The organism is Myxococcus guangdongensis, from assembly GCF_024198255.1.
In the GTDB taxonomy this organism is placed as follows: domain Bacteria; phylum Myxococcota; class Myxococcia; order Myxococcales; family Myxococcaceae; genus Myxococcus; species Myxococcus guangdongensis.
In genome coordinates this window covers 151,564-176,130 of record NZ_JAJVKW010000008.1, presented here as the reverse complement: position 1 = coordinate 176,130, position 24,567 = coordinate 151,564, and the positions used below count along the sequence as shown (strand labels likewise).

The window sequence follows — 24,567 nt, the reverse complement described above, 5'->3', positions numbered from 1 at the left end:
CTACCGCGTCGGCAGCTCGCGGAAGGTGAGTCCGTCCAGCGCGAGTCGAGCCACTGCGTCGCGAAACCGCTCCGTGCAGATGACCATCGTGGCGAAGTCTCCCAACCGGAACAGGTCCTCCGCGATGGGGAGAGGGGTGGCGTCCAGGATGGGCGCATCGGGCCAGCGGAGGGCCTGCCGTCCACAGGTCGCGCAGGCCGGAGGCGTCTCCACGGGAAAGCTGCTCGGGTGCAGTCGGCCCGTTGGCCGAAGCTGAAGCTCCAGCAGCTCGGGCGGGTTCTTCTGCCGGTGTCGAAGCTCGGTGCGGCAGCCGATGAGGCCGTGGACTCCGGCCGAGCGAAATTGTTCCAGGACTTCTGTGCGGAGGAGGAGTCTGATTCCTCCGACCCAGGCAAGAGGGCCGAAGGAACCGAAGGCCTGACCCACCAGCGGGCCGAAGTGCGTGCCAGGCGGAAGCTCTGCTTGAGGAGGTAACAAGGGGCGTACCAGCTCGCGCAGTCGGTTGAGCTCGGCGAGAGGTTCCGGTCGCGGCCTCTCGAACGAGCGATGCTCGGCGAGGCCCGAGAGGTCGACGGAGGGATGGTCATGCCCCACGTCGCTCCATGTCGCGCCGCACACATGGCACTTCACGCCGGGAAGTCGCCACCGATGTGTCGCATCGACCTCCCCGCCGTGCTTCGCGGTGGCCGCCCTGTCCTCGCCCATCAAGAAGTAACGGCTCATGCTCGCCTAGGCTCCCGGGCGGGAATAGTAGGGCTGGACGGGGCCGCCGATGAGGTCGAATCGGTGAATCAGCTCTCCCGCATGCCGGAAGATCTCCTCGGGACTTGCCCTGGGAGAGGTTCGGATGAAGTCGCGCCACGCTTCATTCCAGGCTCCGCCTCGGCCCGTGCCGTCATGGATGCGTCTGTGGACGTGAAGCGGAATGGGCATCGTGTAGCTGTGAATCTTGACGCCTTGTTGCTCGAACCAGTCCGCGAGGTCTCGGGCCTGGGGGAAGATGTGGTGCTTCTCCCATCGTCCCGGAGTGAGCTGGCGTGACGGCGGAATGACTTTCGCTGGAGCGCCATTCCAGTGAGGGAAGACCATGACGGCGCCAGGTGGGAGCTGTTGGGCTCCACCCCAGTTCCGTCTGGGACCTCTGCCGGGAGCCGCGCTCGCCGCTGGTGGCCTCGCTGGAGGGAAGCGCGCCAGCTCGATGTCTTCCGGGGCACGTTCGCAGGGATAGAAGCCGCAGGCGTCACCCAGACACAGGAGGGTGACGCGCTGGTCTTGCTCCGGTGTATGGCATTCGACCTCTGCCGCGTCCCAGGCCTGCTGCATGGGTTGTTTGCCGAGAGTGGTGCAGCCAGACAATGACGCGAGGACCAACGCAACCAGAGGGGCGTGCAGGGTTCGCATGGATTGGGATGGTACGAGGCTCCTCTGTCATGCCCTCCAGGAGGAGGACCTCGCACGGCGCTTCACAGCCCCTCCAGCGAACCGCTGGCCGCTCTGGCTTCCGGATGCGCTCGCGACCACCTTGGCCGCGGGCGATTGGAGGGGCATGAGGGCGTTGGCATCGTGGACTTGGAAGGTGTTGGGGTTGGTGTTGCTCCTGAGCGGAAGCGGGGCCCGTGCGTTCAATGACGCTGACGCGCTGAAGGTGGTGGGCTTCGCGAGGACGCAGCTTCGGAAGTCCGCGTCCGCCATGCCGAACGAGACACGCTCTCCGAAGGCGCCACGCGCGGATGGGACGTGGACGACGGTGGCCAACACGGACGAGGTCGCGTGGACGCAGGGTTTCTTCCCTGGCGGCCTGTGGCAGCTCTACCAGGTGGGGCTGGAGCCCTCGTGGCAGAGCAAGGCCGACCGCTGGACGCGGGCCCTGGAGGTCCAGAAGACCAACCGGCGCACGCACGACCTGGGCTTCAGTCGCCTCGGCGCTGTTGGAGTTGAGTCAGCTGGAGACTGGTGCTGGAAGTCCGGCGTGGTGCGTTGTTGCACCCCTGGATGGAGGTCTGGGGCATTCAGCGAGCCATCAGGAGCCACCGCATGTCCCCGCCTTGGATTCAGAGCACGGTCCGCGCAGTGATGGGGATGACGCTGTCCATCCTTGCCTGTCCGAGTCTCGCGGAGGATGCGGGCTCTGGCGTGGAGCCCGTGGGCTTCGAGTGCCCCGTGCAAACCGGCGGCACCAAGCACCTCCTTCGGGTCGCCATCTCGAATCCGCTCTCCTACGATTCGCGGCAGCCCACCGTGAGGATTCTCAGTCCGCGCCTGCGTGAGCTCTGGGCGAGCGCTCGCTGGCCCGTCACGCAGCTGGAGTGCGCGCCGGGAGGGTTGACGCTGAAGCTGGAGTCCGCCCCCGTCCGCTTCTCCCTCATCGAGGATGGCGAGCGACTCTCCCTGGACACGGAGGTCCGGGAGATTCGCCGCGAGGCGGAGAAGGGCTCCTCGCGCGCCCCCGGCTCGTTCACGAAACAGGCCGCCGAACTGTCCAGGCGTGCCCACGCGCTCACCGACGTGGCCCACGCCTTCGTCGACTCCCAATGGGATTTCGTCAGGCCGCTCCTGGAGGAGGTGGATGACCTCTGGACGCGAGAGCTCTGGTGGTCCCAGGGCGGAGGCTGGCCGGTGACGGGGAGCCGGCCCTCAGAGGATGGCGGATTCTCGAACACACCGCGCGGTGCGCGCCTCACGCAAGAGGTGAATCGGTTCAGGGCTCGAAGCGCGCCGCTCTACTTCGGCGCCCCCAGGTCGATTGGCGCCACGCCCATCGGGGACCTCAGCGACCTCGTCTGGAGCGACGAGCGTCCGTGCGTGGCGCAGGACGCCGCGGGTTCGAGCTTCCGCTGCTACGACGCCGCGAAGAAGGCGTGGGGGCCGAAGGTGCCCCGGCCCGCGAATGGGGTGAGCGGCACCCTCATCAGCGACGAGGAGACCTCGTACCGAGGCCACGCCGTTCGCATCGTCACTGACGGCCCCAGCTCGGACAACTACCGCTCCTCCTGCTCGGTCGTGGATGCGACCCGGGAGTGGCAGGTCTTCCGTCTGGAGGGAGGCAACACGGGCAAGACGTTCTGCCCGATGAGGGCCTCGGTGAGCCCCAGCGGCACCCAAGGTGTCGCCCTGGTGCGCCGCTTCACGTTGACCGAGGAGATCATGGGCTACCCCAACGTCCGCGGCGTCATCACCGACAAGGGCTATCAGCTCTGGCTCTTCACGCCGGGGACGCCCTGACGCGCCTCCTCAAATCACCCCGTCCCACCCCACGTCATGCCGGCGGAACAGTTCGCGCAGACCCGCGACCTGCGACTCGGCAAGCGGACCCCTGGACAGGATGTCGAGGTTGCGCCGCAGTCGTGACGCCTGGGTGGTGCCGACGATGCACGAACTCACCCCGGGCGCATGGGCCGCGAAGCGCAGCGCCAGCTCGTCCCACTCGAGCCCGCCCAGCTCCACGTTCATGGCGCGCATCCTGTCCCAGTACTGGCTCACGTCGTGCGCCTCGGGGCGCGTGTCATGGCGCCACGCCGCGTTGCCCAGGGGGCGCTTGGCGATGACTCCCACGCCCATCCCCGCCGCGCGCGGCACCGCCACCTCCAGCGCTCGCTGGTCGAACACATTCACGGACGTCTGCACGCAGCCGAAGGCTCCGTTGGACAGGGCGCACTGGAGCGCGGCGTTGTCCCCCGAGTACGCCGCCACGCGCACCTTGCCCTGCGCCACCGCGCGCCGCAGGGCATCCACCAGCTCCGTGCGTCGCAGCACCTCCTCGGGACACGAGTGCAGGTGCATCACGTCGAGGTAGTCCGTGCGCAGCCGGCGCAGCGCCAGGTCCACGCCCCGCGTGATGCACTCGGGCGTCCAGTCCTCCACTCCCGGCACGCCGTAGCCGCACTTGGTGGACAGGACGAAGTCGCCCCGGCGCGCACCGAGGAACCGGCCGATGCGCTCCTCGGACGCGCCATAGCTCGGCGCCGTGTCGATGAGGTTCACCCCCGCGTCCAGCGCGCCGAGCAGCAGTGCCTCCACCGCCCGGTCCTCCAGCTCCGCGCTCCCCAAGGGGCCCGCGCCCAGGCCCAGCGCGGACACCTTCAGGCCCGTCATCCCCAGCGGGCGGTGCTCCAGACGTTGCACGGTGACAGCCTCCTCGCGCGGCCCGCGACGAGCGGACCGGCGCGCCAGCATGTCACGCGCGCACGGCTGGGAGTCAGCGCTCCTTGCGCGCGGCCAGGTCGATGAAGCCCCGAATCCAGGCCAGGTTCACCTGGTGGCACGCCTCCAGGCTGGTGGGCGTGGTGGTCTCCAGCGCGGCCGTGTACGGCACCCCCTGGCGCATGTACCAATCCGTCACGCTGCCGTCGTGGTACCAGATGAGGCCCGCGTCGTCGGTGACGTTGTTCTCGTCCACCTTCTGGTTGCGAATCACGGTGGCGTGCTTCGACGCGGCGTCGACGAGCGGCAGGTACGCGGCCTTGTCCCCGAAGACGTACGCGTACGTCGCGGCGCCGCCCAGGTAGTTGTCCTGGTGGATGTCCAGCGCGGCGTTCGGCGCGGGCCAGCGCGCCAGGTCCGTGCGCACCGCCCGCGTCTCCTTGGGCCCGCCGTCGTACAGCGCCCAGCGCAGGTGGGCCTGGCCGGGGTTCAGCTCGCCGCGCCACTCGCCCGGCGCCACCTCGTAGCGCATGAAGTCGTTGTTCGGCTTCTCCCCGCTGCGGTTGTAGCGGGTGCCGTCCTCGAAGCCGGAGGGGTTGATGCACGGATACACGCGCAGCCCCACGCCGCGCTCCTTCGCGTAGGCCACCACCTCCGGCAGGCGCTCGGCCAGCGTGAGCGGACCCGCGGGCTCCTCGCCATGGAAGCCGGAGGTGATGACCAGCCAACGTTCACCGGGCACGGTGATGCGGAAGAGCGGGTAGGTCTGCCCGCCCTCGATGACGTGTCCATATTCGGCCACTTCACCGAGGTTCTCGAAGGAGCGGATGCGTTGCGCGTAGTCGGTGTACCGGTATCTCACGCCCCCAACCTATGCGCGGTGCGCCTCAGCGCCTACCCATTCCTACCCCCGGGCAGACGAGGGCCGTTGAGTGGGGGACGCGACACTCACTCCAGGCCGGTGCGCTCGCGGAACTCGGTGGCCAGCTCCTTGCGCTGCTCGGGCGTCAGCGTGCCGTGCACCTCCAGCGCGGCGTCCGTCGCCTGGTGGGCGAACGCGCGCAGGGCCTCGATGCGCTCGTCCACCAGCGCGTGGAGCCGCTTCGCGTCGGGCGTGGCGGACTCCAGCTGGCCCACCACCTCCGAGCGCACCCCGCGCTGCTCCGCGGCCAGCTTCGCGCCCTGCTCGAGCAGGCGGTCCTTCACGGCGTGGATGGACTGGCGCTGGGCCTCCGTCGCGTCGAGGTCATCCAGCTTGTCGTTGAGCTTCCACGTCACCACCTGCTTGATGCGCTCGGGGTTGTGGCCCCAGCCGTGGTGCCCTCCGCGAAACGCGAAGCCGCTGAGCAGCACGACGGCGACGACGGCGGAACTGGCGATGGCGAGCTTCTTCATCATGGGTCTTCTCTCCGGCAATGGGGCGCGCGAGGCGGCCCCGGGTGGCTGCGCCGTACTGGCGACGCTGCCCAATGTGCCGGCCGGGTTTTGGGCGCGCTTGTACCGGGCGTGAAGAAACGTGAAGGGCTCCGCCGCCCCGGAGTTCCACCCCCGACGTGCCTGCCTGGACGCCGGATAGGGAGGCGCGCGGAGTCAAGTTCTCCGATGGCCCCGGACCGCCGTTTTCCGTCGGGGTTCGGGCCGCGCAAGAGGCCGATTTTCCGGCCCCTGGGGCCCGCCGACGGAACCTCGAGAGAGAGGGTAGCGAGAGGGCGACACCAAACGTAGTGTTCGCCTCACCATGTCCTTTACCCACCTGCACCTTCACACCCTGTACTCGCTCCTCGATGGGGCCATCCGGATGAAGGACCTCATCAAGACGGTGAAGGAGAAGGGGATGACGAGTGTCGCCGTGACGGACCACGGCAACATGTTCGGCGCCATCGACTTCTACAAGAAGGCGAAGGACGCGGGCATCAAGCCCATCCTCGGCATGGAGGCGTACGTCGCCGGCCCCAAGGGGCGTGAGGACCGCTCGGAGAAGGTCTCCCACCACCTCATCCTCGTGGCGAAGAACGCGGAGGGCTACGCCAACCTGCGCTACCTGTCGTCCACGGCGTACATGCAGGGCTTCTACTACCACCCGCGCATCGACAAGAAGGTGCTCGCCGACCACAGCAAGGGCCTGTTCGCGCTGACGGCGTGCCTGGGCGGCGAGGTGACGAGCGCGTGCTTCCGTGGGGACATGGACCACGCCCGCCGCGCGGCCCAGGAGTACAAGGACATCTTCGAGCCCGGGCACTTCTTCCTGGAGGTGCAGTCCAACGGGATGCCCGAGCAGGACAAGGCCAACGTCAACCTGATGCAGCTGTCGCGGGATCTGGACATCCCGCTGTGCGCCACCGCGGACGCGCACTACATCAAGCGCGAGGACGCGCGCGCGCACGAGCTGCTCATGTGCATCGCCAGCGGCAAGACGCTGGCGGACAACAAGCGCCTGAAGCACGCCACGGACAAGCTCTACGTCACCAGCCCCACGGAGATGCTGGAGTTCTTCAAGGACACACCCGAGGCGGTCCACAACACCCAGCGCATCGCCGAGCAGTGCAACCTGGAGCTCAAGCTGGGCAAGCCGATGCTGCCCACCTTCAAGGTGCCCGACAGCCACACGCCGGACAGCTTCATGGCGGAGCTGGCCTACGAGGGCCTGCGCGAGCGCTTCACCGAGCTGGCGGCCACGGTGACGTACCCCATCGACCGCGAGCAGTACCAGGCACGCCTGACGCTGGAGCTCGGCGTCATCCAGAAGATGGGCTTCAGCGGCTACTTCCTCATCGTCCAGGACTTCATCAACTGGGCGAAGAAGATGGGCATCCCCGTGGGGCCGGGCCGTGGCTCCGGCGCCGGCAGCCTCGTGGCGTACGCGCTGCGAATCACGGACGTGGACCCCATCCCGTACAACCTCCTGTTCGAGCGCTTCCTGAATCCGGAGCGCGTGTCGATGCCCGACTTCGATATCGACTTCTGCCAGGACCGGCGCGACGAGGTCATCCAGTACGTCGGCCGCAAGTACGGCGAGATGAACGTGGGGCAGATCATCACCTTCGGCTCCTTGAAGGCCAAGAGCGTGCTGCGCGACGTGTGCCGCGTGTTCGCGCTGCCCTTCAGCGAGGGTGACCGCATCGCGAAGCTGGTGCCGGAGGTGCTCAACATCACCTTGAAGGAGGCCATCGAGATGGAGCCTCGCCTCAAGGAGATGATGGAGAAGCCCAGCAACATCGGCGAGGTGGAGGGCAAGCCCGTCACGACGAAGGACGTGCTCGAAATCGCGCTCGCGCTGGAGGGCCTGCACCGCCAGCCCGGCATGCACGCGGCCGGCGTGGTCATCGCCGACAAGCCGCTGTGGGAGTTCGTGCCCGTCTACCAGCCGCCGGGTGAGAAGACGCTCATCACCCAGTTCGCCAAGGACGAGGTGGAGGCGGCGGGCCTGGTGAAGTTCGACTTCCTCGGCCTGAAGACGCTGACGGTGATTCAGCACGGCCTGGACCTGGTCAAGCGCAACCACGGCAAGGACATCCCGCGCCACGAGATTCCGCTCAACGACGACAAGGTCTGGGAGCTGATGGCCAAGGGCGACACGGCCGGCGTCTTCCAGATGGAGTCCAGCGGCTTCACGGAAATGGTGGTGAAGCTCAAGCCGTCCTGCTTCGAAGACGTCATCGCCGCCGGCGCGCTCTACCGCCCGGGTCCTCTGGACTCCGGCATGGTGGATGTCTTCATCAACCGCAAGCACGGCCGCGAGAAGGTGTCGTATCCGCACCCCGCGCTGGAGCCGGTGCTCAAGGACACCTACGGCGTCATCGTGTACCAGGAGCAGGTGATGCAGATTTCGCAGGTCCTGGGTGGCTACACCCTGGGCCGCGCGGACCTGCTTCGCCGCGCCATGGGCAAGAAGAAGGCCGAGGTCATGCAGGCCGAGCGCGCCGGCTTCCTCGAGGGGTGCGCGAAGAACAACGTCGACCTGAAGGTCGCCGGTGAAATCTTCGACCTGATGGAGAAGTTCGCCGAGTACGGCTTCAACAAGAGCCACTCGGCGGCGTATGGCCTCGTCACGATTCACACGGCGTGGCTGAAGGCCCATTACCCGTGCGAGTTCATGGCGGCCCTTCTCTCCAGCGAGAAGGACAACACGGACAAGGTGGTGAAGCACATCGGCGAGGCGCGCGAGTCGGGCCTCCAGGTGCTGCCGCCGGATGTGAATCAGTCGGACCTGCAGTTCGGCGCGGTGGACGGGAAGATCCGCTTCGGGTTGGGCGGCATCAAGGGCGTGGGTGAGGGCGCCATCGAGTCCATCCTGGACGCGCGCAAGGACGGGCACTTCAAGAGCCTGTTCGACTTCTGCGAGCGCGTGGACAGCCGCAAGGTGAACCGCAAGGTGCTCGAGGCGCTGGTGAAGGCGGGCTCGTTCGACTTCGAGAAGCGGCCGCGTCGGCAGATCTTCGACACGATTGAGAAGGCGATGAACCGGGGCTCGGCCAGCCAGAAGGACAAGGCGGCGGGGCAGAGCTCGTTGTTCGGGATGCTGGCGGGGCCGGCCACGGGTGGTGGAGGGCTGAAGGACGACTACGTGGTGGTAGAGGAGTGGTCGGAGAAGGAGCGGCTGGCGCTGGAGAAGGAGGCCATCGGCTTCTACGTGTCGGGCCATCCGCTGCATCAGTACGACAAGGAGCTCAAGCGCTACGCGAAGCCGATTACCTCGGTGCAGCGCGCGCGCAAGGACGACAAGCTCACGGTGGCGGGCGTCGTCACGGTGCTGCGCGAGCGGCCCACGAAGACGGGCAAGCGCATGGCGTGGGTGACGATCGAGGACTTGTCGGGCTCCATCGAGCTGGTGTGCTTCCCGGGCAAGGAGGGGACGCGCAGCGTGATGGGGAGCAACGGCAAGTGGACGAAGCAGGGGCCCAAGCCGGGGTTCGAGAACTGGGAGCACCTGCTGAAGTCGGACGACCCGATTCTGGTGACGGGGACGGTGCAGATCAGCCAGCGTGACGAGGACTCGCCCACGCCGGAGCTCATCGTGGACAACATCCAGAGCCTGAAGGAGGTCCGTGAGAAGCGCACCAAGCGGCTGGAGTTGCGGGTGCCGGCGGACCTGCTGACGGAGGACCGGGTGGCGAAGCTCAACGAGCTGGCGAAGAAGTACGCGGGGGCCACGCCCGTGGCCGTCAGCGTGCTGTTCCCCGGTGAAGCGGAGGCGCTCATCGGGAACACGTCCCTGAAGGTCCAGGTTCATGACGACCTGCTGCTCGCCGTGGACCGACTGTTCGGGATGAAGGTGGTCGAGTTCGGGTGATGAAGGGGCGCTGTCACGCGCCGCTTTCGCGCGGGTGAGGTACGGTGCGCTCACTCTCGCGGGAGGCCGTGATGGACGCCACGTACAAGTCGCTGCGCATCGAGAAGGCGGATGGAGTCGCCGAGGTGGTTCTGCTGGGCCCCGGGCGAGGCAACGCCATGGGCCCGGACTTCTGGCGGGAGATGCCGGAGGCCATCCGCGCGCTCGATGATGATGAGTCCGTCCGCGTGGTGCTCGTCCGTGGCAACGGGGACCACTTCACCTACGGCCTGGACCTCATGGGCATGATGGAGTCCCTGGGGCCGCTGCTCACTGGCGACAACAACCTCGCCCTCGAGCGCACCCGGCTGCTCAAGCTCATCGGCGACATGCAGCAGGCCACCGAGGGCGTCGCCCGCTGTCGCAAGCCCTTCATCGCCGCCGTGCACGGCTGGTGCATCGGTGGAGGCATGGACCTCATCGCCGCGTGCGACTTCCGCTACTGCTCACGCGACGCGAAGTTCTCCCTGCGCGAGGTGAAGGTCGGCATCGTCGCGGACCTGGGCGCCCTGCAGCGCCTGCCTCGCATCATTGGCGAGGGTCACACCCGCGAACTCGCCTATACCGGTGGTGACGTGGACGCCGAGCGCGCCCTTCGCATGGGGCTCGTCAACGAGGTGTTCTCCTCCGCCGAGGAGATGCTCATCCAGGCCCGCGCCACCGCGCGTCGCATCGCCGAGAATCCGCCCCTCGTCGTCCAGGGCGCCAAGCAGGTCATGGAGTTCTGCGCCGACAAGTCCACGGCCGATGGCCTGCGCTACGTCGCCGTGTGGAACTCCGCCTTCCTCCAGTCCCACGACCTCGCCGAGGCTTTCTCCGCCTTCGCCGAGCGTCGCCCGGCGAAGTTCCTCGGCCGCTGATTCCACTGACGTCCAGCCCTGGGAGTCACACGGCATGACGGAGACGGTTGGCTTGCTGGGTTATGGGCGCTTCGGTCGCGCCCTCTCGGGGCTGCTCGCGGACGCGGGCATTCCCCACCGCGTTCATGACCCGAAGCTCGACGAGGTTCCTCCCAAGCTGCAGGCCGGCTCACTCGCGGACCTTGCCGCGCGCTCCACCGTTCTCGTGTTGGCGATGCCCGTCACCGCCATGCACGACGCGCTGACTTCGCTTCGCCCCCTGCTGTCACCCACCCAATTCGTCATCGATGTGGGCAGCGTGAAGGTGAGCCCCGTGCAGGCGCTCGCCACTGTTCTGGGACGCGACATTCCTTGGGTCGGGACGCATCCGCTCTTCGGTCCCGCGAGCCTCGCGCGCGGTGATGCCCGGCGCACCGTGGTGTGTCCCAACTCGCTGCACCCCGAGGCTGCGCAGCGGGCCCGCGCGCTGTTCGAGCGGCTCGGCTGTGACGTGACGGAGATGGCCCCCGAGGCGCACGACGCGCTGATGGCCCGTACGCACGTGCTCACGTTCTTCCTGGCGCACGGGCTCGTGAAGGCCGGAGTGGGGAAGGGCATCCCCTTCGCTCCGCCCAGCTTCCAGCCCGTGGCCCGACTCGAAGAGTACGCGCGCACCGAGGTGCCCCACCTCTTCAACGTCGTGCAGTCGGAGAACCCCTACGCCCGCGAGGCTCGCGCGGAGTTGCTCGCGGCCCTCACCGAGCTCCACCAAGGACTCGAGGCCTCCGCCAAGGCCGTGCGCAGCCCCACCGCGCCTCCCGCCCTGCTCGACGTGCGTCAGCGCATCGACCAGGTCGACCGTGAGCTGGTGTCACTGCTCGCGCGCCGCGCTCGACTCGTCCAGGACGCGGCCCGCGTGAAGTCCGAGCACGGGCTGCCATTCCCCGACGCGGAGCGGGAATCCTCCATGCTCGACACCCGACGCGCGTGGGCCGAGCACGACGGACTCCACACTGGCTCCATCGACGAGGTCTTCCACGCCGTGCTGCGGCTGTGTCGAGACACCGTCAACAGACCCGACGAGGAACCCTGACCCTCAGCGCTGCACGGTGAACGTGGGGTTCAACACCTTCATCGTCCCCTTCGTCACCCCGAACTGCTCGTGCACGGCCGCGCGGCGCACCGTCTCGGCCGGAGAGATTCTCCCCGCGAGCAGCTCCTGATACGCGCCCAGCACGCGCGTGGCCTCCTCGCGAGACTCGCGGACGAACTCCACGCGGAACCGCTGCACCCCACGGGCCAGCAGGGACGGCACCAGCGACGCCGCGCTCTGTGCCTGCGCGTTGAACACCGTGTTCCGGCACCCCACGTCCACCACCACCGGATGCTCCAGGCCCTTGTGGTCGCGCAGCGACAGCCGGTGCTTCTCACACGGCCGGCCACAGCTGCGGTAGTCACGCCCGTGCGACAGCGTGTGCGAATACACGCAGTGCTCCGTGTGGAACGTGGAGATGTGGTGGTGCACCGTCACCGCGAAGCGCTCCGCCGGCAGGTGCTCCAGCATCGCCCCCAACTGCACCGCGTCCAAATCATGCGCGAACGTCAGCGTGTTCAACCCCAACCCCAACAGGTGCAACGCCGTCACGGAGTTGGTGACGTTGAGCGAGAAGTCCCCATGCAGTGCGGGCCGCGTCTCGCCCGGAGCGAACGGACGCTCCAGGAAATGCATCATCGCGCCCCAGTGCCGCGCGAGCACCGCGTCCGGCTTGAGCTTCGCGATGCGCGCGTCGTAGCCCTCCTCGCCGGGCTTCTGCACCCGCACTGTCGCGATGGTCACCTTCAACCCCGCCGACTTCGCCCGCTCCACCGCGCGCTGGAGCCCCACCAGCTCCATCCAGTCCAGCTCCACCTCCGCCAGCCCCGCGGCAATCACCGCCTCCAACTGCTCGTCCGTCCGGCACAGCGGCAACAACCGCGCGCCCTCGACCACCGGCCGAGCGACGACCCGCTCTCGCGCCGAGCCCCGCACCTCATCCAGCACGGATGCTTCGCGCACCGTGCGCGGAAGTCCCCGGGACACCGACTCCGTCAGCTCCGTCACCAGCGAGCGCCGCAGCGCCTTGAGCTCCGACACCGGCAGATGCAGCCCCGTCTCCAGCGCCGACACCTCCAGCTCCGCCAGATGGAACGGTGTCCCACCCAGCGCCGCCAGCTTGTCCTTCAACAGCGCCGCGTCCAGTCCGCCCGCCCGCGCCTGCGAGAGCGGCGTCGTGCTCGACGCCGTGGCCACATGCCCACCGCGCGCCGTGCCCGTCACCACCAGCGGCGTCCCCGCCGAGCCCGACACCGTGAGCGTCAACGGCACGCGCCCCTCGGGCTCACCCTGCGCGAGCAGCTCCTCCGTCTGCTTCACCAGCGCGGGATCACTCGTCACCCAGACGCGCTGTCCCGCCGCGACCCGCGACATGTCTGGCCCGGGGTTGCCGAAGCCCAGCACCCACCCGTGTCCCTTGCGCTCCACGCGGAACAACGGCCCACCCGCCTCGTGCTTGTCCTCCGGGTGCCCGTCGTCGAACACCACGCCCATGCCCGGACGCGGCGACAGCTCCGCGGCCACGGGTGACTCCGTCTCCAGCGGCGACGACACCTTGCCCTGCGGCGCCCCCGGCCGCGTGTCCGCGCCCAGCGCGCCCGTCCACGGACGCCCCTTCGGGTCCTCCACGACGCGCACGTCTCTTCCGTGCACGGACTCCACCACGCCGAGGAATGCGCCGCGGTGCTTGGGGAAGCGTCCCTCCACCAGCGTCTGATGGTCCGAGCCCGCGAAGAACCCGTGCGAGAAGCCCCGGCTGTACGACAGCGTCATGTCGGCCAGGTCCTTGCGCAGCGCGCCCGTGTCGCCATGGCCCGCCGAGACACCATCCACCCAGCGCCGATAGCCCCGCACCGCCGTGGCCACGTACTGCGGCCCCTTCTGCCGACCTTCAATCTTCAGCGAGTGCACGCCGACCTCGACCAGCTTCGGCACCGCCATGACGCCCGCGAGGTCCTTGGGGCTGAGCAGGTAGCGCACGTCGCCCAGGTCCTTCGTCTCCCCGTCCACCACCAGGTCGTACGGCAGCCGGCACGACTGCGCGCACTGTCCCCGGTTCGCCGAGCGTCCACCCCACGCCTCGCTGGTGAGGCACTGGCCGCTCCACGACATGCACAGCGCGCCGTGGATGAAGACCTCCAGCTCGATGTCCGTCTCCGACGCCAGCCGCGCAATCTCCGCCACCGACAGCTCGCGCGGCACCACCACGCGCGTGGCGCCCAGCCCCCGGGCGAAGCGCGCACCCTCGGCGCTCGAAATCGTCATCTGCGTGGAGGCATGCACCTCCATCTGCGGACACACCGCGCGCGCCACCAGCGCCACCGCGGGGTCCTGCACGATGAGCGCGTCCACGCCCGCGGCGGCCACGCGCCGCAGGATGTCCTCCACCACCGGCAGCTCCGGCTCGAACACCAGCGTGTTCAACGTGAGGTACGCGCGGGCGCCCGCACGGTGCACCAGCGCCAGCGTCTCCGGCAGGCGGGCGAGCGAGAAGTTCTCCGCTCGGGCGCGGGCGTTGAAGCCCTCGTCCAGGCCGAAATAGATGGCGTCCGCGCCGCTGGCCAGCGCGGCCTTCATGGAGTCGAGGTCACCAGCGGGGGCGAGGATTTCAGGACGACGGCGCATGTCGGGACCTCTAACACAGAGGGCATGCGCCCGCGTCCGTCCTCAATCGCTCGTGGACGCGGTGCGGCAGGTTCTGGTCAAGTCGCCGCCCGGTTGCTTCCACAGGAGACGAGTCATGGCGGATGGCGTTTTCAAGGACGGGCTGCTCGCGGGCAAGGTGGCCTTCATCTCGGGCGGCAGCAGCGGCATCAACCTCGGCATCGCCGAGGCGTTCGTGAAGGCCGGGGCCAAGGTGGCCATCAACGGCCGCAACGTGGAGAAGCTCGAGGGCGCGGTGAAGGGCCTGCAGGCCCACGGCACCGCGATGGGCGTGCCCGCGGACGTGCGTGACTACGCCTCCGTGGAGAAGGCGCTCCAGACGGTGCGCGACGCGTACGGCGAGATCGACATCCTCATCTGTGGCGCCGCCGGCAACTTCCCCGCGCCCGCGCTGGGCATGTCCTCCAATGGCTTCAAGGCCGTGATGGACATCGACGTGCTGGGCACCTTCAACCTGTGTCGCGCGGGCTTCGAGCACCTGCGCAAGCCCGGCGCCGCCGTCATCAACATCTCCGCGCCCCAGGCCTACCTGCCCATGGCCATGCAGGCCCACGTCTGCGCCGCCAAGGCGGGCGTGGACATGCTCACCCGCGTGCTGGCGCTCGAGTGGGGCGGCGCCGGCGTGCGCGTCAACGCGATCACCCCCGGCCCCATCGAGGACACCGAGGGCATGCGGCGGCTCGCGCCCAGCGAGGAGGGCACCCAGAAGCTCTCCCAGCTGCTGCCGCTGCAGCGCTTCGGCACCAAGGCGGACATCGCGCGTCTGGCGCTGTTCCTGTCGTCGGACGCCGCGTCCTACATCACCGGCTCCATCATGGTCTGTGACGGCGGCCAGTCCCTCCTGGGCGGCGCCGCGCTGATGGGCGCCCTGGGGATGTAGCCCCGCGCGGGTACGTCTTCGGAGGTAGGTCTGATAGAAGGCGACGCGAGCGGTACCTTCCCTGGGGGAGCCGCTCGCGATCCGGAGAACCGCATGTCCGTCAGCCTTCGTCCGTCAACTCGGCTCCTCGGGTGGGTCCTGCTGTGCCTCGGGCTGTTGCTCGGTTGCGGCGAGGACTCACCACCCCAGCAGTTCGCGCCCCCGCCGCTCATGCCCGACGCCGTCGCCTCCGGCGTCCTCCTGACGCCGTCGGGGCAGCTCATCGCGGATGGGGTGAGCCGGGGCGAAATCACCGTCTTCGTGAAGGACGAGAACGGCGCGCCCATGGCCGGCCGCACCGTGGCGGTGGCGGTGTCCGGCGAGGGCAACGTGGTGACGCAGCCGGGCCGGACGGATGCCGCGGGCGTGGCGGTCGGCTTCGTGGCCTCCACGCGCGGCGGCGTCAAGCGGGTGACGGCCTCCGTCGCGGCCGAGGGCGGCTCGGTGGTGCTCGTCTCCCAGCCCACCTTCACCTTCGCCTCGCCCGTGGCCACGCGGCTCGAGTTCTCCGTGTCGATCGTGGATGGCTCGGCGGGCGCGCGGCTTCCGACGCTGGCGGTCAGCTTCGTGGACGCGAACGGACGGCTCGTCGCCGACGCCACGTCCCCCGTGACGCTGTCGCTCTCCGCGAATCCCGAGGGCGCCGTCCTGGAGGGGACGCTCACCGCGCCGCCGGTGAATGGCACTGCGCGGTTCGACGACCTGCTCGTCCGCAAGGCCGTGGTGGGACGCAGGCTGGTGGCGAGCGCGCCGGGCGTGGCGGATGGCACCCTGGATTCGTTCAACGTGCTCCCGGGCCCGCCCGCCTCCCTGGAGGTGGAGGGGCTCGAGGCCGTCGCCGTCGCGGGCACCCAGCGCTCCGCGCAGGTGACGGTGCGCGATGCCTCCGGCAACGTGGTCACGACGTACCGGGGAACGCTCGGGCTGCTCGCCACGGATGCCTTGGCCTTGCTGCCTGCGTCCCATGCCTTCACCCCACAGGACATGGGCCGCTTCACCTTCACCGGAATCACCTTGAACCGCGCGGGCGTCCACCAGCTCACCGTGCTCGACGTGGGGCTGTCGACGCTCAGCGCGCGGCGGACGGTGGGGGTGGTGGCCGGCGCCGCGTCGGTGCTCGCCATCACCAGCGCGCCTCCCGTGGCCTCCGTGCGCGGCGAGCTGGCGCAGGTGACGGTGGAGCTCCGCGATGCCCACGGCAACGTCGCGCTGGTGGGCGCGCCCCAGGTGACGCTGGCGCTGGAGGAGGGGGGCCCGCTCGTGGGTGTCACGCAGGTGGCGCCGGTGGACGGCGTGGCCCGCTTCACCGGCCTGCGCGTGGACACCGATGGCGACTTCCACCTGCTCGCCACGGCGAGCGGGCTCACGCAGGCCCGGAGCCCGACGCTCTCCATCATCGATGACATCCCCCCGGCGCAGCCCACGCTCGCGCTCGGGACCTTGGGCACCGACTCGGTGACGCTGACGTGGACCGCCGTGGGAGACGATGACCTGCTGGGCCGGGCCACCGCGCAGTCGCTTCGCTACTCGGTGTCGCCCATCGTCACCGCCGCGGATTTCGACGCGGCGACGCCCGTGGCCGGCGTGGGGGCTCCGGCGGAGCCTGGAACCGCCGAGTCCGCGACCATCTCAGACCTGATGCCGCAGCAGACCTACTACGCGGCGCTGCGCGTGACGGACAACCGGGGCAACGCCGCGCTGTCCAACAGCCTGGCCTTCCAGACGCAGAGCAACGACGTGACGCAGGTGGTGTTCACGCCGCAGCCCGCGTCGGGCATCGCGGGGCAGCCGCTGGCGGAGGTGGTCGTCTCCCTCCAGAATCCGCAGGGCGATGTGGTCACCTCGGCGACGCTGCCCGTCACGCTGTCGCTCGTCGGCGGCGAGGACTTCGAGCCGGTGCAGGTCTCCGCGGTGGCGGGCGTGGCCCGCTTCACGAACCTGGTCCTCGAGGAGGCGGGCACCTACCGCTTCGTCGCCAGCGCGAACGGGCTGACCACGCAGAGCGACGAGTTCGACATCGACGCGGGCGCGCCGTCCGAGCTGGTGCTCACGGGGCTCGCCTCCACCGTCGCCGCGGGACACCAGTCCACGGTGACGGTGACGGTGGTGGATGCGTTCGGCAACACCGTGCGCAACCACACGGGGGCGGTGGTGCTCACCTCCACGGACCCGGACGCGGGGCTCCCCTCGAGCCACACCTTCACGGCGCAGGACCAGGGCGTGCACACCTTCGGCACGCCGGTGGTGCTGGTCACCACGGGCCCGCAGCGCGTGACGGCCACGGGCGCCTCGCAGCTCACGGGCTTCGTGGAGACGCAGGTCACCAGTGGAGCGGCCCACCACCTGACGCTGGAGGGGCTCCCGGCCGTGGTGGAGGCGGGCTCCGAGCACGTGCTCACCCTCCGCGTGAGGGATGCGTTCGACAACCTCGTCACCGGCTACACGGGCATCGTGGAGCTCGAGTCGAGCGATACCAAGGCAGAGCTCCCTTCGACGCTCACCTTCGCGGCGCAGGACGCGGGGCAGAGGACCTTCACGGTGGCGCTGAAGAGCTCGGGCACGCACTCCCTCACCGTGTCGGAGGCGGGAGGGGGGCTGTCCGTCGAAGTCGAGGCGGAGGTGACGGCGGGGCCGGCGGTGTCGATGAGCCTGACGGTCGCGACCCCGATGCCCACGGTGGGTCAGCCGGTCAACGTGACGGTGACGCTCCTGGATGTCCACGAGAACCCGGCCTCGGGCTACCGGGGCACCGTGGCGGTGCGAGTGGACCAGGACCCGGGGGCTGCCCCCACGCCCTTCACCTTCACCGAGGCGAGCGCGGGCGTGCACGTCTTCAGCGTGACGTTCACCGAGTCGCAGTCCACGACGGTCTCCGCCGAGGACACCGGGAACCCGGCGCTGACGGCGTCCCAGGCGGTGAACGTGCTGGACGCCCCAGCGCCTCCGGTGCAGCCCCTCCGGGCACACCCCCGTCGGTAGTCCAGCTGACAGCTGGGGCCGACCTACGTGCCCTCCCGGGGTGGGGTAGGGGCGGCCCACTGTCGGCCAGCGTGACGTCCGGCCGTGAAAGGCTGCTGCTCGTGAGCGGCGGGCGGATTACCTTGGGCCCGCATCCTTCCGTCGCTCCTCGGAGACTGCGAGGAGCGTGGGTGAAACCCGTCAGCACGCTCAGGAGAGCATCCCGTGTCTGAAACGCCCGTCACCGACGCCGTCCGCCTCATCACCTGTCCGCCCGCCGAGTTCCGGCGCTCCGGTGAGGCCGCCATGGAGGCCACGCGCGCCGGCATCGCCCGCCTCAAGGCCCTGCAAGCCCCCTACGACGTGGTCCAGGTGCTGGAGCTCTACGACGAGGCCATGGCCTCGCTCGACGACGCGGCCGCCCGCGCCAGCGTCGCCCGGCACTCGCACCCGGAGGCCGCCATGCGCGAGGCCGCCGAGGCCGCGGAGCAGGAGCTGGAGACGCTCGCCACCGACATCCGCATGGACCGGGGCGTCTACGACGTCCTCGCCTCGCTGGATGTGTCCGGACAGGACGCGCAGACGCGCAAGTGGGTGGAGAAGGTGCTGCGCGACTTCCGCCGCTCCGGCGTGGACCGCGACGACGCCACCCGCGCGCGCGTGAAGGCGCTCAACGACGAGCTGGTGAAGATTGGCCAGGAGTTCAGCCGCAACATGCTCCAGGACACGCGCACCGTGTCCCTGCCTCCCGCGGCGCTGGACGGCCTGCCGGAGGACTACGTCCGCGCGCATCCTCCCGGCGCCGACGGCCAGGTGACCATCACCACCGACTACCCGGACATCATCCCGTTCATGACGTACTCGCGCGACGCCAAGGCCCGCGAGCAGATGTGGCGCGCCTTCCGGATGCGCGGCCACCCGAGCAACACCGACGTGCTCGAGCGCATGGTGGCCCGCCGCCACGAGCTGGCGACGCTGCTGGGCTTCCGCAACTGGGCGGCCTTCGCGACCGAGGACAAGATGATTCGCGACGAGCAGGCCGCCGCGGACTTCATCGAGCGGATTTCGCAGGCGTCCGGCGCGCGGATGCAGCGCGACTACGCGCTCCTGCTCGAGCGCAAGCGCCGCGACGTGCCGGACGCGGCGCGCGTGGACCCGTGGGACCAGGCCTACCTGGAGGACCGCATCAAGGCGGAGCAGTACGCGTTCGACTCGCAGGCGGTGCGTCCGTACTTCGAGTACTCGCGCGTGAAGCAGGGCATGTTGGATTTGACGGCGAAGATGTTCGGCGTCTCCTACCGGCGAATCACCGAGGCCACGGTGTGGCACCCGGACGTGGAGGCCTACGACGTGCTGGAGGACGGCACCGTCAAGGGGCGCTTCTACCTGGACATGCACCCGCGCGCGGACAAGTACAAGCACGCGGCCCAGTTCACCCTCACCAGCGGCAAGGCCGGACGCCGGCTGCCGGAGGGCGTGCTGATGTGCAACTTCCCCAAGCCCGGCCAGGAGCCCGCGCTGCTCCAGCACGACGACGTGGAGACGTTCCTCCACGAGTTCGGCCACCTGCTGCACCACATCTTCGGTGGCCACACGCGCTGGGCCGGCGTGTCGGGCGTGCGCACGGAGTGGGACTTCGTGGAGGCGCCGTCGCAGATGCTGGAGGAGTGGGCGCGCGACGCGCCGAGCCTGCAGACCTTCGCGAAGCACTACCAGACGGGCGAGCCGCTGCCCGCGGAGCTGGTGACGCGGATGCGCCGCGCGGAGGAGTTCGGCAAGGGCCTGTGGGTGCGCCAGCAGATGTTCTACGCGGCGCTCAGCCTGGAAATCTATCGGCGGGAGCCGGCGGGGCTGGACGCCACCGCGCTCGTGCGCGAACTGCAGGGCAAGTACACGCCGTTCCCCTACGTGGAGGGGACGTACTTCCACCTGTCCTTCGGGCACCTCGAGGGGTACTCGTCGAACTACTACACGTATATGTGGTCGCTGGTCATCGCGAAGGACCTGTTCACGGTGTTCCAGAAGCAGGGCCTGTTGTCCCCCGAGCCCGCGAAGGCCTACCGCCGCGCGGTGCTGGAGCCGGGGGGCTCCGACGACGCGGCCCGGCTGGTCCACGCCTTCCTGGGGCGCGACTACGACTACACCGCCTACGAGGCCTGGCTGAACAAGGCCGCGTGAGCGTGACGGGCTGACGGGTGGGGTGCTCCTCGGGAAGCGCCCCGCCTTGATGGCGCCGTGTCTAGGACTGGGGCGCGCCCTCGTCGCCGGGGGCGGGGCTCCGCTCGCGAGACGCGTCGACCGCGAGGAGCGCGCCGAGCGCCGGGTGGAGCCTGCCGGGGTCCACCGTGAGGAGGGTGTACCGGGCGACGCCGGCCAGGACGAAGGGGTCCTCGGCGGCGATGCGCTCCACGGTGACCCGGTCCACACCCCGGGCCAGGATGACGCCGCCCAGGGCCGTGGGGACCGTCTGCCCGGAGAGGATGAACGTCCCGGACCGGTGATGGCGTTCGAGGAAGCGCACGTGGTCGCTCACATGGGGCGCGGCGGCGGCTTCCGACAACCGGTACTCCAGACACAGCACGTGCAGCATCCGAGGGCTCCTCGCGGGGGGGGACGTCCTTACACGCGCGAGAGCCGCGCTGCCCTCAAGAAGGCGTACTTCACCCGTCAAACACAGGGGCCCTGACCGCGCGCCCTGGTGGGTCGCGGTTCGTTGACGCGTTGCGCTCAATCATGATAATGACTCGCATAATCAACTAGTGCGACTTCACGCCCAGGCTGGTATGTGGGGCCGCGCTTCCCGAGCGACCTCTTGCGTTCGCATGCGAGCGCACCGGCTGGATGAAACCTTGAGCACTTCTGACAGGCGTCCGTTCCTCCCCTTCGCGATTCTCGGTGTCGTCGCCGTGGTGGCGGTCATCGGCGTGGTGGTGAAGCTTCAGCAGCCCTCCGCCGACGTGGTGACGGCGCCCGCCGTGGAGCCCGCGTCCAGCGCGAAGGTGGCCACCGTCACCATCCAGCACGCGCAGGGGGAGTCCGTGGTCCCCTTGAATCCGCGGCGGGTGGTGGTGTTCGACCTGGCGGCGTTGGACATCCTCCAGGCGCTGGGCGTGGACGCGGTGGTGGGCGTGGCGGGGGACCAGTTCCCGCTGCACCTGGCTCCGTTCGCCGACGCGAAGTTCGCGCGCATCGGCACGCTCTTCGAGCCGAACTACGAGGCCATCAACGCCGCGCGCCCGGACCTCATCATCACCGGTGGCCGCTCCAGCGCGAAGTACGCGAACCTGTCGCGCATCGCCCCCACGGTGGACGTGCCCATGGGCGGCGCGCGCTACATCGACACCGTGGTCGCCAACACGGAGATGCTCTCGCGCATCTTCGGCAAGGAGGAGAAGGCGCGCGAGCTGGTGGACGGCCTGCGCCAGTCGCTCGCGAAGCTGAGGGAGACGACGGCCAGCCGAGGCAAGGGGCTGGTGGTGCTCGTCACCGGCGGCCGCATCAGCGCCTATGGGCCGGGCTCGCGCTTCGGCGTGGTGCACGAGGACTTCGGCGTGCCCGTGGCCGCGGACGGGCTCAAGGCGTCGCTGCACGGTGAGGCCATCGGCTCGGAGTTCATCCGCGAGAAGAACCCGGACTGGCTGTTCGTCATCGACCGCGACGCGAGCATGGGTCAGCAGGGCGGGGCGAAGCAGGTGCTCGACAACGAGCTGGTGCGCCAGACGACGGCGTGGACGAAGGGGCAGGTCGTCTACCTGGACCCGCTCAACGCGTACCTCATCGGCGGTGGCCTCCAGGCGGTGGGCCTGTTGAGAGACCAGGTGGCCCAGGCGTACGCCACGCCCGCTCCCTGATGCGCCTCTTCGTCGCCGGCATCGTCATCCTCTTCCTGGCGCTGGGCAGCCTGCTCATCGGCGTCGGTGACGTGTCGTGGCATGCGCTCGTCACGCCGAGCCCCGACGAACAGGCGCTCCAGCTGCTGGTCATCAGCCGCATCCCCCGGCTGCTGGCGGTGATGCTGGTGGGCACGTCGCTGGGCGTGGCGGGGCTGCTGTTGCAGATGCTCGTGCGCAACCGCTTCGTGGAGCCCTCCACGGCCGGCTCCGCCGAGTCCGCCAGCATGGGGCTGATGGTCGCCGCCGTCCTGGCGCCTCAGCTGCCCGTGGTGGGAAAGATGCTGGTGGCGGCCGCGTTCGCGATGGGGGGCACGGCGCTGTTCCTGCTCATCCTGCGTCGAATCCCGCTGCGCTCGGTGCTCATCGTCCCGCTGGTGGGGCTGGTGCTGGGCAGCGTCTTCGACTCCGTCACGACCTTCTATGCGTACCGGTTGGATTTGCTCCAGTCGGTCAACGCTTGGAAGACGGGGGACTTCTCCACCATCCTGCGCGGGCGCTACGAGCTGCTCTGGCTGACGTTGGGGCTGACGTGCTGCGCGTATGTCGCGGCGGACCGCTTCACCGTCGCGGGCATGGGCGAGTCGTTCACCACCAATCTGGGGATGAACTACACGCGCATCATGGGATTGGGGTTGCTCATCGTCTCGCTCGTCACCGCCATGGTGGTCGTCACGGTGGGGATGGTGCCGTTTTTGGGCCTGCTCGTCCCGAACCTGGTCAGCATGTTCACGGGGGACAACGCGAGGAAGGCGATTCCCTGGGTGGCGGTGGGAGGCGCGGGCTTCGTGCTCCTGTGCGACATCATCGGCCGGGTGGTGCGCTTCCCGTATGAAATCCCCGGGGCCACCATCGCCGGTGTGCTGGGCAGCGTGCTCTTCCTCTACGTGCTGTTGAGGAGGGACGCCCGTGTCGGTTGAGAGCCTGGTGGTGGAGCGGCGCCCGGAGCGCACGCTGCTCATCCTGGGCGGGGTGATGGTGGGGGTGGCCGTGCTGTTCCTGCTCTTCGGCGCGAGCGGCCAGTGGGACTTCGTGCTGCCGTTCCGAGGGCGCAAGCTGGCGACGGCGCTGCTGGTGGGCTACGCCATCGCGGTCTCCACGGTGCTGTTCCAGACGGTGACGGGCAACCGGGTGCTGACGCCCGCCATCCTCGGGTTCGACAACCTCTACGTCTTCATCCAGACGTGCCTGCTGTACTTCCTGGGCTCGGGCAAGGCGGCGAGCCTGGACCCGAGGCTGCAGTTCGGCGTCGAGGTCCTCATCATGGTGGCCTTCTCGGCCGTCCTGTTCTGGGGGCTCTTCGGTGGGGGAGGGCGCAGCCTGCACCTGGTGCTGCTGACGGGCGTGGTGCTGGGCGTGCTCTTCCGCAGCCTCGCGTCCTTCCTGCAGCGGCTCATCGACCCCAACGAGTTCATCTTCCTCCAGGACCGCTTCTTCGCGAGCTTCAACAACCCGGACCAGGAGCTGCTCGTCGTCGCCTTCGTGCTGACGCTGGGCGTGTCCGTGGTGGGCTTCCGGATGCTCAAGACGTTCGACGTGCTGGTGCTGGGGCGGGAGACGGCCATCAACCTGGGCGTGGACCACCAGCGCACGGCGGCCATCATCCTGGTGCTGGTGGCCATCCTGGTGTCGGTGTCGAGCGCGCTGGTGGGGCCCGTCACGTTCTTCGGCCTGCTGGTCTCCAACCTGGCCCACACGCTGGTGCGCACGTACCGGCACGCGCTGGTGCTGCCCGCCGCGGCGCTCATCGCGGGGGTGTGCCTGGTGGCGGGGCAGTTCGTGCTGGAGCAGGTCTTCGCGTTCAACACCAGCCCCCGCGTCATCATCGACTTCGTGGGCGGGCTGGTGTTCATCGGGATGTTGATGAGGAGGGCGCCGGTATGATTCAGGCGAAGAACGTCACCAAGCGCTACGGCGGCTCGCTCGTGGTCGACGACGTGACGCTGACGCTGCCCGTGGGCGGAATCACCTCCATCATCGGGCCGAACGGCGCGGGCAAGTCCACGCTGCTGTCGATGATCAGCCGGGTGATGCCCATGTCCTCGGGCGTGGTGTTGGTGGACGGGCTGGATGTGCGCACCACGCCGGGGGACGTGCTCGCCCGGAAGCTGGCCATCCTGCGCCAGGACAACCACCTGACGTCGCGGCTCACGGTGCGGGAGTTGGTGACGTTCGGCCGCTATCCGCACTCCAAGGGGCGGCCCACGGTGGTGGACCGCGAGCACGTGGAGCGGGCCCTCCAGCACATGGGGCTGGAGGCGCTCTCCGAGCGGTTCCTGGACGAGCTGTCCGGCGGCCAGCGCCAGCGCGCCTTCGTGGCGATGGTGCTCTGCCAGGACACCGACCACGTGCTGCTGGACGAGCCGCTCAACGGACTGGATTTGAAGCACTCGGTGGCGATGATGAAGCAGCTGCGCACCGCGGTGGATTCACTGAAGAAGAGCATCGTCATGGTGCTGCACGATTTGAACTTCGCGTCGTGCTACTCGGACCACCTCATCGCCATGCGCGACGGCAAGGTGGCCTTCCAGGGACGCCCCCAGGACATCATGCGGCCCGAGGTCCTCCGGGCCGTGTACGATTTGGACATCTCCATCCAGTGCATCGACGGCGACTGGATTGCCACGCACTACCGCTGAGGCCCGCGTGGGCCCCGCGCCGTGATGGAAGCATGACGGAGGCGTGAGGGCGGGCGGATGCTCCACCTTCCGCGCGGGCGCACACTTCCTTCGTCT

General features: G+C 69.1%; 19 protein-coding genes. 12 read left to right on the top strand and 7 right to left on the bottom strand.

From position 1 onward, the window contains the following. Both sitI6 and sitA6 read right to left on the bottom strand, forming a co-directional pair. Positions 1–723, bottom strand: a complete 723-nt coding sequence (sitI6, locus tag LXT21_RS24650) for a SitI6 family double-CXXCG motif immunity protein (protein ID WP_254040627.1) — start codon at positions 721–723, stop codon at positions 1–3. Positions 724–729: 6 nt separating this feature from the next. Then, the gene (sitA6, locus tag LXT21_RS24645) at positions 730–1,401 is read right to left on the bottom strand and encodes a SitA6 family polymorphic toxin lipoprotein (protein WP_254040626.1); all 672 of its coding nucleotides are present in this window, start codon (positions 1,399–1,401) and stop codon (positions 730–732) included. 154 nt (positions 1,402–1,555) lie between these two features. Here sitA6 and LXT21_RS24640 point away from each other — a divergent pair, with 154 nt between their 5' ends. Beyond that, a complete protein-coding gene (locus tag LXT21_RS24640; RefSeq protein WP_254040625.1) occupies positions 1,556–2,074 on the top strand; it encodes a hypothetical protein in 519 nt (172 codons plus the stop codon). Next, positions 2,035–3,222, top strand: coding sequence for a hypothetical protein (locus LXT21_RS24635; protein ID WP_254040624.1), 1,188 nt, complete (start codon positions 2,035–2,037; stop codon positions 3,220–3,222). The genes LXT21_RS24640 and LXT21_RS24635 overlap by 40 nt, the downstream gene beginning before the upstream one ends. A gap of 9 nt (positions 3,223–3,231) precedes the next feature. Here LXT21_RS24635 and LXT21_RS24630 read toward each other — a convergent pair whose 3' ends face one another. From LXT21_RS24630 to LXT21_RS24620, 3 genes are all read right to left on the bottom strand, one after another. Next, positions 3,232–4,122, bottom strand: coding sequence for an aldo/keto reductase (locus LXT21_RS24630; RefSeq protein WP_254040623.1), 891 nt, complete (start codon positions 4,120–4,122; stop codon positions 3,232–3,234). 73 nt (positions 4,123–4,195) lie between these two features. Continuing rightward, the gene (locus tag LXT21_RS24625) at positions 4,196–5,002 is read right to left on the bottom strand and encodes a M14 family metallopeptidase (protein ID WP_254040622.1); all 807 of its coding nucleotides are present in this window, start codon (positions 5,000–5,002) and stop codon (positions 4,196–4,198) included. A gap of 86 nt (positions 5,003–5,088) precedes the next feature. Next, positions 5,089–5,538 carry a Spy/CpxP family protein refolding chaperone gene (locus LXT21_RS24620; RefSeq protein WP_254040621.1) on the bottom strand — a complete coding sequence of 150 codons (450 nt, stop codon included), beginning with the start codon at positions 5,536–5,538 and terminating at the stop codon, positions 5,089–5,091. Between the two features lie 340 nt (positions 5,539–5,878). Here LXT21_RS24620 and dnaE point away from each other — a divergent pair, with 340 nt between their 5' ends. The 3 genes from dnaE to LXT21_RS24605 all read left to right on the top strand — a co-directional run bounded on the left by dnaE (position 5,879) and on the right by LXT21_RS24605 (position 11,401). Next, entirely contained in the window at positions 5,879–9,430 is a 3,552-nt protein-coding gene (dnaE, locus tag LXT21_RS24615) for a DNA polymerase III subunit alpha (RefSeq protein WP_254040620.1), read from the top strand. A 71-nt stretch (positions 9,431–9,501) separates the two neighbouring features. After that, a complete protein-coding gene (locus tag LXT21_RS24610) occupies positions 9,502–10,329 on the top strand; it encodes a crotonase/enoyl-CoA hydratase family protein (RefSeq protein WP_254040619.1) in 828 nt (275 codons plus the stop codon). A gap of 34 nt (positions 10,330–10,363) precedes the next feature. After that, positions 10,364–11,401: a prephenate dehydrogenase/arogenate dehydrogenase family protein gene (locus tag LXT21_RS24605; protein ID WP_254040618.1), complete on the top strand. Its 1,038-nt coding sequence runs from the start codon at positions 10,364–10,366 to the stop codon at positions 11,399–11,401. 3 nt (positions 11,402–11,404) lie between these two features. On the opposite strand, the gene LXT21_RS24600 is transcribed toward LXT21_RS24605, so the two are convergent. Continuing rightward, positions 11,405–14,026: a peptidase U32 family protein gene (locus tag LXT21_RS24600; RefSeq protein WP_254040617.1), complete on the bottom strand. Its 2,622-nt coding sequence runs from the start codon at positions 14,024–14,026 to the stop codon at positions 11,405–11,407. A 115-nt stretch (positions 14,027–14,141) separates the two neighbouring features. On the opposite strand from LXT21_RS24600, the gene LXT21_RS24595 reads away from it, so the two are divergent. The 3 genes from LXT21_RS24595 to LXT21_RS24585 all read left to right on the top strand — a co-directional run bounded on the left by LXT21_RS24595 (position 14,142) and on the right by LXT21_RS24585 (position 20,120). Next, a complete protein-coding gene (locus LXT21_RS24595; RefSeq protein ID WP_254040616.1) occupies positions 14,142–14,945 on the top strand; it encodes an SDR family oxidoreductase in 804 nt (267 codons plus the stop codon). Between the two features lie 93 nt (positions 14,946–15,038). Beyond that, the gene (locus tag LXT21_RS24590) at positions 15,039–17,963 is read left to right on the top strand and encodes an Ig-like domain-containing protein (protein ID WP_254040615.1); all 2,925 of its coding nucleotides are present in this window, start codon (positions 15,039–15,041) and stop codon (positions 17,961–17,963) included. A gap of 204 nt (positions 17,964–18,167) precedes the next feature. Next, positions 18,168–20,120, top strand: a complete 1,953-nt coding sequence (locus LXT21_RS24585) for a M3 family metallopeptidase (protein ID WP_254040614.1) — start codon at positions 18,168–18,170, stop codon at positions 20,118–20,120. A gap of 61 nt (positions 20,121–20,181) precedes the next feature. On the opposite strand, the gene LXT21_RS24580 is transcribed toward LXT21_RS24585, so the two are convergent. Then, positions 20,182–20,532, bottom strand: coding sequence for a YciI family protein (locus LXT21_RS24580; protein WP_254040613.1), 351 nt, complete (start codon positions 20,530–20,532; stop codon positions 20,182–20,184). Between the two features lie 259 nt (positions 20,533–20,791). Between LXT21_RS24580 and LXT21_RS24575 the strand changes: the two genes are divergently transcribed. Genes LXT21_RS24575 through LXT21_RS24560 form a run of 4 tightly spaced genes read left to right on the top strand, consistent with a single transcriptional unit; the run spans position 20,792 to position 24,471 of the window. Then, positions 20,792–21,793, top strand: a complete 1,002-nt coding sequence (locus LXT21_RS24575) for a siderophore ABC transporter substrate-binding protein (RefSeq protein ID WP_254040612.1) — start codon at positions 20,792–20,794, stop codon at positions 21,791–21,793. Continuing rightward, positions 21,793–22,752: an ABC transporter permease gene (locus LXT21_RS24570; protein ID WP_254040611.1), complete on the top strand. Its 960-nt coding sequence runs from the start codon at positions 21,793–21,795 to the stop codon at positions 22,750–22,752. The genes LXT21_RS24575 and LXT21_RS24570 overlap by 1 nt, the downstream gene beginning before the upstream one ends. Then, entirely contained in the window at positions 22,742–23,716 is a 975-nt protein-coding gene (locus LXT21_RS24565; protein ID WP_254040610.1) for an iron chelate uptake ABC transporter family permease subunit, read from the top strand. The genes LXT21_RS24570 and LXT21_RS24565 overlap by 11 nt, the downstream gene beginning before the upstream one ends. Next, a complete protein-coding gene (locus LXT21_RS24560; RefSeq protein ID WP_254040609.1) occupies positions 23,713–24,471 on the top strand; it encodes an iron ABC transporter ATP-binding protein in 759 nt (252 codons plus the stop codon). The genes LXT21_RS24565 and LXT21_RS24560 overlap by 4 nt, the downstream gene beginning before the upstream one ends. The last annotated feature ends 96 nt before the right edge of the window (positions 24,472–24,567 follow it).